13 protein-coding genes are annotated in these 14,386 nt (G+C 56.8%); 11 read left to right on the top strand and 2 right to left on the bottom strand.

Annotated elements, in window-relative coordinates; translation table 11 throughout:
- The first annotated feature begins 263 nt into the window (after positions 1–263).
- The 5 genes from araF to otsA all read left to right on the top strand — a co-directional run bounded on the left by araF (position 264) and on the right by otsA (position 6,215).
- Positions 264–1,253, top strand: a complete 990-nt coding sequence (araF, locus tag DBY73_RS08240; protein WP_112010684.1) for an arabinose ABC transporter substrate-binding protein AraF — start codon at positions 264–266, stop codon at positions 1,251–1,253.
- 71 nt (positions 1,254–1,324) lie between these two features.
- Positions 1,325–2,839, top strand: a complete 1,515-nt coding sequence (araG, locus tag DBY73_RS08245; RefSeq protein WP_112010685.1) for an L-arabinose ABC transporter ATP-binding protein AraG — start codon at positions 1,325–1,327, stop codon at positions 2,837–2,839.
- Between the two features lie 14 nt (positions 2,840–2,853).
- Positions 2,854–3,834 (top strand): L-arabinose ABC transporter permease AraH, encoded by a 981-nt coding sequence (gene araH, locus DBY73_RS08250; RefSeq protein ID WP_112010686.1) that lies wholly within the window; start codon positions 2,854–2,856, stop codon positions 3,832–3,834.
- Between the two features lie 178 nt (positions 3,835–4,012).
- The gene (gene otsB / locus DBY73_RS08255) at positions 4,013–4,816 is read left to right on the top strand and encodes a trehalose-phosphatase (protein WP_112010687.1); all 804 of its coding nucleotides are present in this window, start codon (positions 4,013–4,015) and stop codon (positions 4,814–4,816) included.
- Positions 4,791–6,215, top strand: a complete 1,425-nt coding sequence (gene otsA / locus DBY73_RS08260; RefSeq protein WP_112010688.1) for an alpha,alpha-trehalose-phosphate synthase — start codon at positions 4,791–4,793, stop codon at positions 6,213–6,215. Before otsB ends, otsA begins: the two co-directional genes overlap by 26 nt.
- 15 nt (positions 6,216–6,230) lie before the next feature.
- Here the strand turns inward: otsA and uspC are convergent, their stop codons facing one another.
- Positions 6,231–6,659 carry a universal stress protein UspC gene (gene uspC, locus DBY73_RS08265; protein WP_112010689.1) on the bottom strand — a complete coding sequence of 143 codons (429 nt, stop codon included), beginning with the start codon at positions 6,657–6,659 and terminating at the stop codon, positions 6,231–6,233.
- A gap of 795 nt (positions 6,660–7,454) precedes the next feature.
- On the opposite strand from uspC, the gene flhD reads away from it, so the two are divergent.
- The 6 genes from flhD to cheW all read left to right on the top strand — a co-directional run bounded on the left by flhD (position 7,455) and on the right by cheW (position 12,851).
- Positions 7,455–7,805: a flagellar transcriptional regulator FlhD gene (flhD, locus tag DBY73_RS08270; RefSeq protein WP_181573207.1), complete on the top strand. Its 351-nt coding sequence runs from the start codon at positions 7,455–7,457 to the stop codon at positions 7,803–7,805.
- 2 nt (positions 7,806–7,807) lie between these two features.
- Positions 7,808–8,386 carry a flagellar transcriptional regulator FlhC gene (gene flhC / locus DBY73_RS08275; protein ID WP_112010691.1) on the top strand — a complete coding sequence of 193 codons (579 nt, stop codon included), beginning with the start codon at positions 7,808–7,810 and terminating at the stop codon, positions 8,384–8,386.
- A 123-nt stretch (positions 8,387–8,509) separates the two neighbouring features.
- Entirely contained in the window at positions 8,510–9,397 is an 888-nt protein-coding gene (gene motA / locus DBY73_RS08280) for a flagellar motor stator protein MotA (RefSeq protein ID WP_008500417.1), read from the top strand.
- A complete protein-coding gene (gene motB, locus DBY73_RS08285) occupies positions 9,394–10,323 on the top strand; it encodes a flagellar motor protein MotB (protein WP_112010692.1) in 930 nt (309 codons plus the stop codon). Before motA ends, motB begins: the two co-directional genes overlap by 4 nt.
- A gap of 4 nt (positions 10,324–10,327) precedes the next feature.
- A complete protein-coding gene (cheA, locus tag DBY73_RS08290; RefSeq protein WP_112010693.1) occupies positions 10,328–12,328 on the top strand; it encodes a chemotaxis protein CheA in 2,001 nt (666 codons plus the stop codon).
- A gap of 19 nt (positions 12,329–12,347) precedes the next feature.
- Positions 12,348–12,851 (top strand): chemotaxis protein CheW, encoded by a 504-nt coding sequence (gene cheW, locus DBY73_RS08295; RefSeq protein WP_112010694.1) that lies wholly within the window; start codon positions 12,348–12,350, stop codon positions 12,849–12,851.
- 137 nt (positions 12,852–12,988) lie between these two features.
- Here the strand turns inward: cheW and DBY73_RS08300 are convergent, their stop codons facing one another.
- Complete coding sequence (locus DBY73_RS08300) at positions 12,989–14,248, bottom strand: dicarboxylate/amino acid:cation symporter (RefSeq protein WP_112010695.1); 1,260 nt, start codon at positions 14,246–14,248, stop codon at positions 12,989–12,991.
- Between the last annotated feature and the right edge of the window lie 138 nt (positions 14,249–14,386).

Below are 14,386 nucleotides of genomic sequence, written 5' to 3' on the forward strand. Positions count from 1 at the left end.
TTATGGATAATTCTGCTTAACCCACTGCTATTTGTAGGACAAAAGCGGCCTTTTTTATGTCTTTTTCCGCTGAATTTATGTACGCAATTACTGTAATTCTGCGGTGTGATGCCGCTCTCTTATGGATGATTAATTTCCCGCTAAAACTATCCCAGCACTCACGCTTATCACCCGTTAAGCGCTAATGCCTTGTTTTACGTCCGATTAAATAAGAAACACGCTGATATTCCCTACAGATTAAAACGCTAAAGCTGGAGTTAACCATGCACAAATTCACTAAAGCGCTGGCGGCCATTGGCCTCGCCGCCGTTATGTCACAATCCGCTATCGCCGAAAATTTAAAGCTGGGCTTTTTGGTCAAGCAGCCTGAAGAGCCCTGGTTCCAGACCGAATGGAAATTTGCCGATAAGGCCGGGAAAGACCTGGGGTTTGACGTCATCAAAATCGCCGTGCCTGACGGGGAAAAAACGCTGAACGCCATCGACAGCCTGGCGGCCAGCGGCGCGAAAGGGTTCGTCATCTGTACGCCCGATCCGAAACTGGGCTCCGCCATTATGGCGAAAGCGCGCGGTTACGATATGAAGGTTATCGCCGTTGACGACCAGTTCGTGAACGCTAAGGGCAAGCCGATGGATACGGTCCCGCTGGTCATGATGGCGGCGACCAAAATCGGCGAGCGTCAGGGGCAAGAACTCTATAAGGAGATGCAAAAGCGCGGGTGGGACGTGAAAGAGACCGGCGTCATGGCGATTACTGCCGATGAGCTCGACACCGCGCGCCGCCGCACCTCCGGCTCGATGGAGGCCCTGAAGGCGGCCGGGTTCCCGGAAAAACAGATCTACAAAGTGCCTACCAAATCTAACGATATCCCGGGCGCATTCGATGCCGCTAACTCCATGCTGGTTCAGCATCCGGAAGTCAAACACTGGCTGGTGGTCGGCATGAACGACAACACCGTGCTGGGCGGCGTGCGCGCAACGGAAGGACAGGGCTTTAAGGCGCCTGACGTGATCGGTATCGGCATTAACGGCGTCGATGCGGTGAGCGAGCTTTCCAAAGCGCAGGCCACCGGCTTCTTCGGCTCGCTGCTGCCAAGCCCGGACGTGCACGGCTATAAGTCCAGCGAAATGCTCTACAACTGGGTTACCAAAGGAGCAGAACCGCCGAAATTCACCGAAGTGACCGACGTGGTGCTGATCACCCGCGACAACTTCAAGGAAGAGCTAGCGAAAAAAGGACTGGGCGGTAAGTAATACGCCGTGATTGCGCCCCTCGCGCGCCGTGAGGGGCCAGACGTTCACACAACACGACTCACGGAGACGTTATGCAACAGTCTGATCCGTATCTTTCGTTTCGCGGCATCGGCAAGACGTTCCCCGGCGTTAACGCGCTGACCGATATCAGCTTTGACTGCTATGCCGGTCAGGTTCACGCCCTGATGGGGGAAAACGGTGCGGGAAAATCCACGCTGCTCAAAATCCTCAGCGGTAACTATGCGCCGACCACCGGCGCGATCGCGCTCCGCGGTGAAGAGCTGGCGTTTGCCAATACCACCGAGGCGCTGAACGCCGGGGTGGCGATCATCTATCAGGAGCTGCATCTGATCCCGGAGATGACCGTCGCCGAGAACATCTACCTAGGCCAGCTTCCCCACCGGGGCGGGCTGGTCAACCGCTCGCTGCTCAACTACGAAGCGGGGCTGCAGCTGCAGCATCTGGGCCTGGACATCGATCCGCAAACGCCGCTGAAGTACCTTTCCATCGGCCAGTGGCAGATGGTCGAGATCGCCAAGGCGCTGGCGCGCAACGCCAAGGTCATCGCCTTTGACGAGCCGACCAGCTCGCTGTCGGCGCGGGAGATTGAAAACCTGTTCCGCGTGATCCGCGAGCTGCGCAAAGAGGGCCGCGTGATCCTCTATGTTTCGCACCGCATGGAGGAGATTTTTGCCCTCAGCGACGCGATCACGGTCTTTAAGGACGGGCGCTACGTGCGCACCTTCGACGACATGGCGCAGGTCAACCACGACGTGCTGGTGCAGGCGATGGTGGGGCGCGAGCTGGGCGACATTTACCACTGGCAGCCGCGCGAGTACGGCGGCGAGCGGCTGCGCCTGGAGCAGGTCAAAGCGGCTGGGGTGCGCATGCCGGTGAGCCTGACGGTGCGCAGCGGCGAAATCGTCGGCCTTTTCGGCCTGGTGGGCGCCGGGCGCAGCGAGCTGATGAAAGGGCTGTTCGGCGGCACGCGCATCACCGGCGGGCAGGTGTTTATCGACGGCGAGGCGGTGGATATCCAGAAGCCCGCCCACGCCATCCGCGCGGGGATGATGCTCTGCCCGGAGGACAGGAAAGCCGACGGCATCATCCCGGTCCACTCGGTGCGGGACAACATCAACATTTCGGCGCGGCGCAAAAACATCCGCGCGGGCTGCCTGATTAACGACGGCTGGGAGGAGAGCAATGCCGACCGCCATATCCGCTCGCTCAATATCAAAACGCCGGGCGCGGAGCAGCTGATCATGAACCTTTCCGGCGGCAACCAGCAGAAGGCGATCCTCGGCCGCTGGCTGTCGGAAGAGATGAAGGTGATTTTGCTCGACGAGCCGACGCGCGGGATTGACGTTGGGGCGAAGCACGAAATCTACAACGTGATATATGAACTGGCAAAGCGCGGCGTGGCGGTGTTGTTCGCCTCCAGCGATCTGCCTGAGGTGCTTGGCGTGGCCGACCGCATCGTGGTGATGCGCGAAGGCGAAATCGCCGGGGAGTTACTGCATGAGCAGGCGAATGAACAGCGGGCCTTGAGTCTCGCCATGCCTAAAGTCAGCCAGGCTGTCGCCTGAGTAAGGAGCTAATGATGTCCTCTGTTACTACAACCGGTACGCCGAAGTCGGCCTTCAGCCTTGGGCGCATCTGGGATCACTACGGCATGCTGGTGGTGTTTGCGGTGCTGTTCCTCGCCTGCGCGATTTTCGTACCGAACTTTGCCACCTTCATCAACATGAAGGGCCTGGGGCTGGCTATCTCAATGTCCGGGATGGTGGCGTGCGGCATGCTGTTCTGCCTGGCCTCCGGTGATTTCGACCTCTCCGTGGCCTCGGTGATTGCCTGCGCGGGCGTGACCGCCGCGGTGGTCATCAACATGACCGAAAGCCTGTGGATTGGCGTCTTTGCGGGGCTGATGCTGGGCGTGCTAAGCGGCCTGGTAAACGGCTTCGTCATTGCCCGCCTGAAGATTAACGCCCTGATCACCACGCTTGCGACGATGCAAATCGTGCGCGGGCTGGCCTACATTATCTCTGACGGTAAAGCGGTGGGGATTGAAGACGAGCGCTTCTTCACCCTCGGGTACGCCAACTGGCTGGGCCTGCCCGCGCCGATTTGGCTGACGGTGGCCTGCCTGATCGTGTTTGGCTTCCTGCTTAACCGCACCACGTTCGGCCGCAACACCCTGGCCATCGGCGGCAACGAGGAGGCGGCGCGCCTGGCGGGCGTTCCCGTCGTGCGCACCAAGATCATCATCTTTGTGCTTTCCGGGCTGGTCTCCGCCGCCGCGGGGATTATTCTGGCCTCGCGCATGACCAGCGGCCAGCCGATGACCTCCATCGGATACGAGCTGATCGTCATTTCAGCCTGCGTGCTGGGTGGGGTTTCTCTGAAAGGCGGCATCGGAAAAATCTCATATGTGGTGGCCGGTATCCTGATTCTGGGGACCGTGGAGAACGCCATGAACCTGCTGAATATTTCGCCGTTCTCGCAGTACGTCGTGCGTGGCCTGATCCTGCTGGCGGCGGTGATATTCGACCGTTACAAGCAAAAAGCGAAGCGTACCGTCTGAGCATTTCCCCGTTCGATTTATGCTCAACTATTAATCCTGGCTGAGCCTCCTGCCGCCCCGCCAGTTTCCCCGGCGGGGCGGTTGCCAAATGGCGAGCGCCGTCACACTGTCTATACTTACATGGCTATGAAGGGGGTAAAGATTTTTACCCGTCCCTAAACCAGTAAGGAGGAAAAGGGTGGCTGACCTGTTAACCGCACCGCCTGTACCAACCGGAAACTATGCCTATTTTTTTGACCTCGACGGCACGCTCGCCGGGATTAAACCCCATCCGGATGACGTCGTGATACCGGATGCTGTTCTGGAGAATTTGCATCAGCTCTCGCTGATGAACGCGGGAGCACTGGCATTGATTTCAGGGCGCTCAATGGCCGAGCTGGACGTGCTCGCCAGTCCATACCACTTTCCGCTGGCCGGTGTGCACGGAGCGGAGCGCCGCGATATCCATGATCAACTGCATATTGTTTCACTCCCCGACGCCTTGATTTCGGCGCTGCACGCGCATCTTTCATCGGCACTCGACGCGCTTCCCGGCACCGAGCTGGAGGCCAAAGGCATGGCGTTTGCGTTGCACTATCGCCAGGCGCCTCACCACGAGGCGGCGATCGTTGCCCTCGCCAGAAGCCTGGCCGATGCGCACCCGGAGCTGGCGCTCCAGCCGGGTAAATGCGTGGTAGAGATCAAGCCGGAAGGGATCAACAAAGGCGCCGCCATCGGCGCATTTATGGCTGAAGAGCCGTTTAAGGGCAGAACGCCGGTCTTCTTTGGTGACGATCTCACCGATGAGGCCGGCTTTAGGGTCGTCAACCAGGCCGGAGGGATCGCCGTCAAGATTGGGCCTGGAGACACGGCTGCCAAATGGCGTCTGGACAGCGTTGCCGGCGTCTGGCAGTGGATAGATAACGTCGCTAACCAGCAACAACAACAAATAGCGCAACACAACGGGAGAAATCATTATGGGTCGCTTAGTCGTCGTCTCTAACCGCATCGCACCGCCGGACGATAAAAAAGCCAGCGCGGGTGGCCTGGCGGTTGGGGTATTGGGTGCCTTAAAAGCCGCAGGGGGCCTGTGGTTTGGCTGGAACGGTGAGATCAGTGAAGATGATAAACCCCTCGATCGGGTAACGCAGGACAATATCACCTGGGCTTCCTTTGCCCTGAACGAGAAGGATCACAAGGATTATTACAGCGACTTCTCGAACGCCGTCCTGTGGCCTGCATTCCATTACCGTCTGGATTTGGTTAAGTTTCAGCGTGAATCGTTTGAAGGGTATATGCGCGTGAATGCGCTGCTGGCGGATAAACTGCTGCCGCTGCTCAAGGAAGACGATATTTTATGGATCCACGATTATCACCTGCTGCCGTTTGCCAAAGAGCTCAGAAAGCGCGGCGTGAATAACCGCATCGGGTTCTTCCTGCATATTCCGTTCCCAACGCCGGAGATCTTCACCGCGCTGCCGCCGCACGAGGAGCTGCTTGAGGCGATGGCGGATTACGATCTGCTGGGCTTCCAGACGGAAAACGACCGCCTGGCCTTCCTCGACAGCATTTCGGGCAAGACGCGCCTGGTGACGAACGGCGGTAAAACGCATACCGCATGGGGCAAATCGTTCCACACCGAGGTCTACCCGATCGGCATCGAGCCGGACGAGATCGCCGAGCAGGCCTCGGGTCCGCTACCGCCGAAGCTGGCGCAGCTCAAGAACGAGCTTAAGCACGTGCAGAATATCTTCTCGGTCGAGCGGCTGGACTATTCCAAAGGCCTGCCGGAGCGTTTTCTGGCTTATGAAACGCTGCTGGATAAATACCCTCAGCACCACGGTAAAATCCGCTATACGCAAATCGCGCCAACCTCCCGCGGGGAAGTGCAGGCGTATCAGGACATCCGCCATCAGCTGGAAACGGAAGCCGGGCGCATCAACGGCCGCTACGGCCAGCTCGGCTGGACGCCGCTGTTCTATCTGAACCAGCACTTCGAACGTAAGATCCTGATGAAGGTATATCGCTATGCGGACGTGGGGCTGGTAACGCCCCTGCGCGACGGGATGAATCTGGTGGCAAAAGAGTATGTTGCAGCACAAGATCCTGCCGACCCCGGCGTGCTGGTGCTGTCACAGTTTGCCGGTGCGGCAAATGAACTGACGTCGGCGCTGATCGTAAACCCTTACGACAGCGATGACGTGGCTAACGCGCTCAACCGTGCGCTAACCATGCCGCTGACGGAACGCATCTCGCGCCACGCGGAAATGATGGACACCCTGCGTAAGAACGACATCAACCACTGGCAGGCGCGGTTTATACGCGATCTGCGGGACATTTCTCCGCAAAGCAGCGAGCATCAGCTGCAAAAAAAGATCGCGACCTTCCCTAAACTGGCGTGATTTGCCACGGGGGCATTATTTGCCCCCGAGCGGAACCAGCAGTACGTCGACTTTGCTTGACGCAACGATTGATTTTGCCGAACAGGCCGCGCGCGAAAAGAAGCTCTGGTTATGATTCCCGCAAATAACCAGATCAATATTCTGTTTGTGACACATATCGAGAATATGCTCGCTTAATTCCCCGGTCGCGATGACCGTCTGGTGAATAGGATAATTTGCGCGTTCGACGAGTTCGCGCAAAAACTGCTGGGTTTCCTCCTGCAAAACGCCACGAATATCTTCCAGCATCGGCGCAGCCATCTGATTATACATTTCCGGTTCGGCGGCCAGTGTGATCAGGCTGATGCGGGCGTTGGTTGGACCGGCGACAGATACCGCTCGGGCAACGAGCTGGTGGCTTTCGGGGGAAAGGGCAACTGAAACAAGAACATGGGCGTAGCTCATCGCGCGCTCCTGAGATGTCGTCGTGACAACGTTTTTTCAGCTTTACCGCGAATTATCGGCTTCTGCAAGAGGGCAATGCGACATTAGTGTGAAGCTTATCATAATTATTCATTAATTATTCTTATAAGAGGAATAATGCAAAAGTTTGTCTGAATCACAAACATTAACAACTTAACGCAAATCTCACGAATCTTGGTCACAATCACTAATTGATTTTAACGCGTTATTAACGCAAATGGAATGATCACGATGCGGGAGTATGTTGCAGGGTTAATATGATAACTCTCTGTTTTTTAACACGGTTAAAACCTGCCTTTTCAGCCGTTTCGTCTTTAAAGCCCCTCTGCCAATCTGTGAACCCAGCCGGCAATTCCCGTGCCGCTTTTCTTCATGCCTATGCATGAGTATTCGGCCTGTCAGAATATATACTGCGCCAGATTGTATGCAAAATAACCAAACAACAAGTCGCGCTGATGGATTAATTGGATATATTCTCCATAATTATGTGACGGAGATCACATTTTTTTTAAAATTCAGGGAGGGCTGCATTGTATGTGTCAAAACTGACGAGTAGAGTTTGCGGCGAATTAGGAAAAATCTTAGTTATTTGTAAGAAATGATAAAGCGTGTAAGCGTCACACCTGCGTGTCGACCGTTGCGCGTTTTGCTGCATACAAATCTTAATTCAACTATGCATTTGGCCTTTTCTTTTTTATACCGGGTGATTTCCCGGCGACATCACGGGGTGCGGTCTTTCCGCATAAAAATAATAGTTGGTTATTCGGGATGGGAAAAATGCATACATCCGAGTTGCTAAAACATATTTATGACATCAACTTGTCATATTTACTGCTCGCGCAGCGTTTGATAAGTCAGGACAAGGCGTCCGCGATGTTTCGTCTCGGCATTAACGAAGAAATGGCAACCATGCTTGGCGGATTAACACTCCCACAAATGGTAAAACTGGCTGAAACCAATCAACTCGTTTGCCAGTTCCGCTTTGATAATGCCCAGACCATCACGCGTTTGACCCAGGAATCCCGCGTTGACGATCTTCAACAGATCCATACCGGCATTCTGCTCTCGACTCGCCTGCTTAGTGAGATAAGCCAGCCTGATGACGCAGCCCGGAAAAAAAGGGCTTAATCATGAGCGAAAAAAGCATTGTTCAGGAAGCAAGAGACATCCAGCTGGCGATGGAGCTCATCACCCTGGGTGCGCGTTTGCAAATGCTGGAAAGTGAGACGCAGCTGAGCCGTGGCCGTCTCATTAAGCTGTATAAAGAACTGCGGGGCAGCCCTCCGCCAAAAGGCATGCTGCCGTTTTCAACCGACTGGTTCATGACGTGGGAGCAGAATATTCATGCGTCGATGTTCTGTAACGCCTGGCAGTATCTGCTGAAAACGGGATTGTGCAGCGGCGTTGATGCCGTGATCAAAGCCTACAAACTTTACCTTGAGCAATGCCCACAGCAGGAAGAAGGCCCTCTGCTGGCGCTAACCCGCGCATGGACGCTGGTGCGTTTTGTTGAAAGTGGGATGCTTGAATTGTCGCGCTGCAACAGCTGTGACGGCAATTTTATTACCCATGCTCATCAGCCTGCTGGCAGCTTCGCCTGTAGTTTATGCCAGCCTCCATCCCGTGCAGTAAAAAGACGTAAACTTTCCCGGGATGCTGCCGATATTATTCCACAACTGCTGGATGAACAGATCGAACAAGCTGTTTAACCCGAACGCGTGGGCAAGATTCCAGCAGCGGTAAGCGATTACCGCTGCTTTTTTTTACCCTGCAAACCGGGAAACGCGTCGGCCTGAACGTCCTGCCTTAGTCACTAGCGGAAGGATGATGTCGTGCTTATCTTATTAGGTTACCTGGTAGTTCTCGGTACAGTTTTCGGCGGTTACATGATGACCGGCGGGCACCTTGGAGCACTCTATCAACCGGCTGAACTTATTATCATCGGCGGCGCAGGGGTAGGGGCATTTATCGTTGGCAATAACGGTAAATCGATCAAGGGCACGCTGAAAGCAATTCCGTTGCTGTTCCGCCGTTCGAAATACACCAAAAGCATGTATATGGATCTGCTGGCGCTGCTCTATCGCCTGATGGCGAAGTCGCGTCAGCAGGGAATGTTCTCGCTGGAGCGAGACATTGAGAACCCCAAAGAGAGCGAAATTTTCGCCAGCTATCCGCGCATTCTTGCGGATGCCATGATGCTCGACTTTATCGTTGACTACCTGCGCCTCATCATCAGCGGCAATATGAACACCTTCGAAATCGAAGCGCTGATGGATGAAGAGATTGAAACTCACGAAAGCGAATCCGAAGTGCCGGCCAACAGCCTTGCGCTGGTGGGTGACTCGCTCCCGGCGTTCGGCATCGTGGCGGCGGTGATGGGGGTCGTTCACGCCCTGGCCTCGGCGGATCGCCCGGCGGCAGAGCTGGGCGCGCTGATTGCCCACGCGATGGTGGGGACGTTCCTCGGCATTTTGCTGGCCTACGGTTTTATCTCTCCGCTGGCCAGCGTTCTGCGCCAGAAAAGCGCGGAAACCACCAAGATGATGCAGTGCGTGAAGATCACGCTGCTCTCAAACCTGAACGGCTATGCACCGCCGATTGCCGTTGAGTTTGGTCGTAAAACCCTCTATTCCAGCGAGCGTCCTTCGTTTATCGAACTGGAGGAACACGTGCGCGCGGTGAAAAATCCAAACCAACAGACGACCACTGAGGACGCATGAAAAACCAGTCCCATCCGATCGTCATCGTAAAAAAGCGCAAGCATAAGGGGCACGGCCACGGCGCGCACGGCTCCTGGAAAATTGCCTACGCCGACTTTATGACCGCCATGATGGCCTTCTTCCTGGTGATGTGGCTGATTTCCATCTCCAGCCCGAAGGAGCTTATCCAGATTGCGGAATATTTCAGAACGCCGCTGGCGACGGCGGTGACCGGCGGGCAGCGCATCTCCAACAGCGACAGCCCGATCCCCGGCGGCGGCGATGACTACACCCAGCAGAAGGGTGAGGTGAAAAAAGAGCCCAACATCGACGAGCTGAAAAAGCGGATGGAACAGGCGCGCCTGAAGAAGCTGCGCGGCGATCTGGACCAGCTGATTGAGGCCGATCCGAAGCTGCGCGCGCTGCGCCCGCACCTGAAGATTGATCTGGTGCAGGAAGGGCTGCGTATCCAGATTATCGATAGCCAGAACCGCCCGATGTTTAAAACCGGCAGCGCGGAGGTTGAGCCGTACATGCGCGACATATTGCGCGGCATTGCGCCGGTGCTGAACGGCATTCCAAACCGCATCAGCCTCTCCGGGCACACGGATGACTTCCCGTACGCCAACGGTGAAAAGGGCTACAGCAACTGGGAGCTTTCTGCCGATCGCGCCAACGCCTCGCGTCGCGAGCTGGTGGCGGGTGGGCTTGATGATGGCAAGGTTCTGCGCGTGGTCGGCATGGCGGCGACTATGCGTGTCTCCGACCGCGGGCCGGATGATGCCATCAACCGTCGTATCAGTCTATTAGTGCTGAACCAGCAGGCGGAGCAGGCCATCCTGCACGAAAACGCCGAAAGTCAGAATGAGTCACTGGACGATTTAAAACAGCCTGGGGCCGTGCCTTCGGCTGCCGTTCCAACATCGCCACCAGCCAATTCGAGGTGATAGCGTGAGCATGGATATTAGCGATTTTTATCAGACATTCTTTGATGAAGCCGACGAACTGTTGGCCGATATGGAGCAACACCTGCTGGACCTGGTGCCCGAAGCGCCGGATTCCGAGCAGCTCAATGCCATTTTCCGCGCGGCGCATTCGATTAAGGGCGGCGCGGGGACGTTTGGATTTACCGTCCTGCAGGAAACTACGCACCTGATGGAAAACCTGCTTGATGAAGCACGACGCGGTGAGATGCAGCTCAATACCGACATTATTAACCTGTTTTTGGAAACCAAAGATATTATGCAGGAACAGCTCGACGCCTATAAAAGCTCGGCAGAGCCTGATGCAGCCAGCTTTGAATACATCTGCAACGCGTTGCGCCAGCTTGCGCTGGAAGCCAAGGGTGAAGTGGCCGTCCCGGCGGCCACTCTGAGCGTTGTGGGCGAGGTTGACGTTCAGGACGCGGCGCCTGCCCCCGCGCAGGCGGGCAAGCTGCGCGTGGTGCTGTCTCGTCTGAAAGAGAGCGAGGTCAGCCTGCTTGAAGAGGAGCTGGGCAACCTTGCGACGCTGAGCAACGTGGTCAAGGGCAAAGACAGCCTGGCCGCCACGCTGGACGACGGGATTAGCGAAGACGACATCGTGGCCGTGCTGTGCTTCGTGATCGAAGCAGATCAGATCGCGTTTGAAACCGAAACGGTATGTGAAGCGGTGCCGGTCGCGGTGGAAGAGCCTGCCGCTGCGCCGGCCGCGCCGGTGCTCAAGGCCGTGCCGAAAGAGACGCCCGCGCCCGTTCGGGCCGAAAAGCCCGCGGCGCGCGCCAGCGAGTCCACCAGCATCCGCGTGGCGGTTGAGAAGGTTGACCAGCTGATTAACCTGGTCGGCGAGCTGGTGATCACCCAGTCGATGCTGGCCCAGCGCTCCAACGAGCTGGACCCGGTGACCCACGGCGATCTCATTACCAGCATGGGCCAGTTACAGCGTAACGCCCGCGACCTGCAGGAATCGGTGATGTCGATCCGCATGATGCCGATGGAGTACGTCTTTAGCCGCTTCCCGCGCCTGGTGCGCGATCTGGCCGGAAAGCTTAACAAGCAGATTGAGCTAACGCTGATGGGCAGCTCCACCGAGCTGGATAAGAGCCTGATCGAGCGCATTATCGATCCGCTAACGCACCTCGTGCGCAACAGCCTCGACCACGGTATTGAACTGCCGGAAAACCGCGTGGCGGCCGGGAAATCCCCGGTCGGCAACCTGATTTTGTCTGCGGAACATCAGGGCGGAAATATCTGCATTGAAGTGACCGACGACGGCGCGGGCCTCAACCGCGAGCGCATCCTGGCGAAGGCGATGTCGCAGGGCATGGCGGTCAACGAAAACATGACCGACGAAGAGGTCGGCATGCTGATCTTCGCGCCGGGCTTCTCCACCGCCGAGCAGGTGACCGACGTGTCCGGGCGCGGCGTGGGCATGGACGTGGTGAAACGTAACATCCAGGAGATGGGCGGCCACGTTGAGATCAAATCAAAGCAGGGCGCCGGCACCACCATTCGCATTCTGCTCCCGCTGACGCTGGCGATCCTCGACGGCATGTCCGTTAAGGTTGCTGACGAAGTCTTCATTCTGCCGCTGAACGCGGTGATGGAATCGCTGCAGCCGCGCGAGGAAGACCTGCATCCGCTGGCGGGCGGCGAGCGCGTGCTCGAAGTGCGCGGCGAATACCTGCCGCTGGTCGAGCTGTGGAAAGTCTTTGAAGTGGACGGGGCAAAAACCGAAGCGACCCAGGGCATCGTGGTGATCCTGCAAAGCGCGGGCCGCCGCTACGCGCTGCTGGTTGACCAGCTGATTGGCCAGCACCAGGTGGTGGTCAAGAACCTTGAAAGCAACTACCGCAAGGTGCCGGGCATTTCTGCGGCGACCATTCTCGGTGACGGTAGCGTCGCGCTGATCGTGGACGTCTCGGCGCTGCAGGGATTAAATCGTGAACAACGTGTGGCGTGCACCGCCGCCTGATTAAGTAAAAGGTAATAACATGACCGGTATGAGTAACGTAACGAAGCTGGCGGGCGAGCCATCAGGACAAGAGTTCCTGGTCTTTACTTTGGGTGACGAAGAGTACGGAATCGACATCCTAAAGGTGCAGGAAATTCGCGGTTACGATCAGGTAACGCGCATTGCGAACACCCCGGCCTTTATCAAGGGCGTCACCAACCTGCGCGGCGTGATCGTGCCTATCGTTGACCTGCGCGTGAAGTTCAGCCAGGGCGACGTCGACTATAACGATAATACCGTGGTGATTGTGCTCAACCTGGGCCAGCGCGTGGTGGGAATTGTGGTTGACGGCGTTTCGGACGTGCTGTCCCTGACCGCCGATCAAATCCGTCCCGCGCCGGAGTTCGCGGTCACTCTGTCGACCGAGTACCTGACGGGGCTTGGCGCGCTGGGCGAACGCATGCTGATTCTGGTGAACATTGAGAAGCTGCTGAACAGCGACGAGATGGCGCTGCTGGATATCGCGGCGAGCCACGTCGCGTAAGTAAATGCAAAACGGCAACCGGGTTGCCGTTTTTAATGTTTGCGCCCTCTCCCTGTGGGCTGAGGGCTCCCCATTCTCCCTCTCCCTGTGGGAGAGGGCCGGGGTGAGGGCATCAGGCCGCACCCCGCTTAAAGCGTCTACGCCTCCTGCTCCACCAGCTCCGCGCCTTCCTCCAGCAGCCCCTCATTCTGCGCCAGCATCGCCGTCGCAATCCCATTTCCCAGCACGTTAATCGCCGAGCGGCCCATGTCGAGGAAATGATCGATACCCATCAGCAGCAAAATGCCCGCCACCGGAATATTAAAGCTCGGAATGGTGGCCGCCAGCACCACCAGCGCCGAACGCGGCACGCCCGCGATCCCCTTAGACGCCAGCATCAGTGTCAGCATCAGTACCGCCACCTCGGTAAAGCTCAGGTGAATGTTGTACGCCTGGGCGATGAACATTGAGGCAAACGAGCAGTACACCATCGAACCGACCAGGTTAAAGGAGTAGCCGATCGGCAGTACGAACGACACGATGTTGCGCGAGCAGCCGAAGCGCACGAGCTGCTCCAGCGTTTTCGGGTAGGCCGCTTCTGAACTGCTGGTGGTAAACGCGACCAGCACCGGATCTTTCAGCATGCTGACCAGGCGGAAAATCTCGCGCTTCAGCACCATGTAGCCGACCGCCAGCAGCACCAGGCAGGTGAGGATAATGGCCGCATAATATCCGCCAATAAACGAGGCGTAGTTAAGCAGAATGCCCAGCCCCTGCGTGGCGATAACCGACGAAATGGCGGCGAATATCGCCAGCGGCGCAACGTACATCACGTAGCCGGTCACCTTCAGCATAATGTGCGACACCACGTCGAGCGCGGCAACGAGCGGCGCGTTGAACTTTTCGCCCAGCGATGCGCCGCCAATGCCGAAGAACATCGAGAACACCACGATTTGCAGGATCTCGTTATCGGCCATTGCCCCTACGATGCTGGTGGGGATCGTATGGGATAAAAAGCCCTTCAGCGTCATGCCGCCCACGGCAAGCCCGGTCTCTACGGACTCCGTTGGAATGGTCAGGTTCAGGCCGCTGCCCGGCTGTTCAAGGGTGACGATAAAAAGCCCGACCAGGATCGACAGTACCGATGAGCTGATAAACCACACCATCGCCTTGCCGCCGACGCGGCCAATGGTCGAGGTTTCGCCAAGCTTCATAATCCCTACCGTCAGCGTGCTAAACACCAGCGGGGCGATCACCATCTTGATCAGCCGAAGGAAGATATCCGTCAGGAGGGTAATATTTTCCGACCAGCCTTTAATCGCTTCCTGCGAGGCATATTCGTGAATCGCCGCCCCGGAAAGAATGCCCGCCAGCATAAATATCACGATGAAGAGAGTGAGTTTGTTTGCACTTGCCACGAAAAAAAGATCCTCTGATGCGCGTAAGATTTCATCTGCGCTAATACATGCACATTTATTATTATTTAAACGCAGTGATTTATTCATCATATAAATTGAAGTAAAGCGGGGTGGGTTACAACTTGTTTTTAATTTTTA

This window comes from Enterobacter sp. RIT418, from assembly GCF_003057745.1.
GTDB lineage: Bacteria > Pseudomonadota > Gammaproteobacteria > Enterobacterales > Enterobacteriaceae > Enterobacter.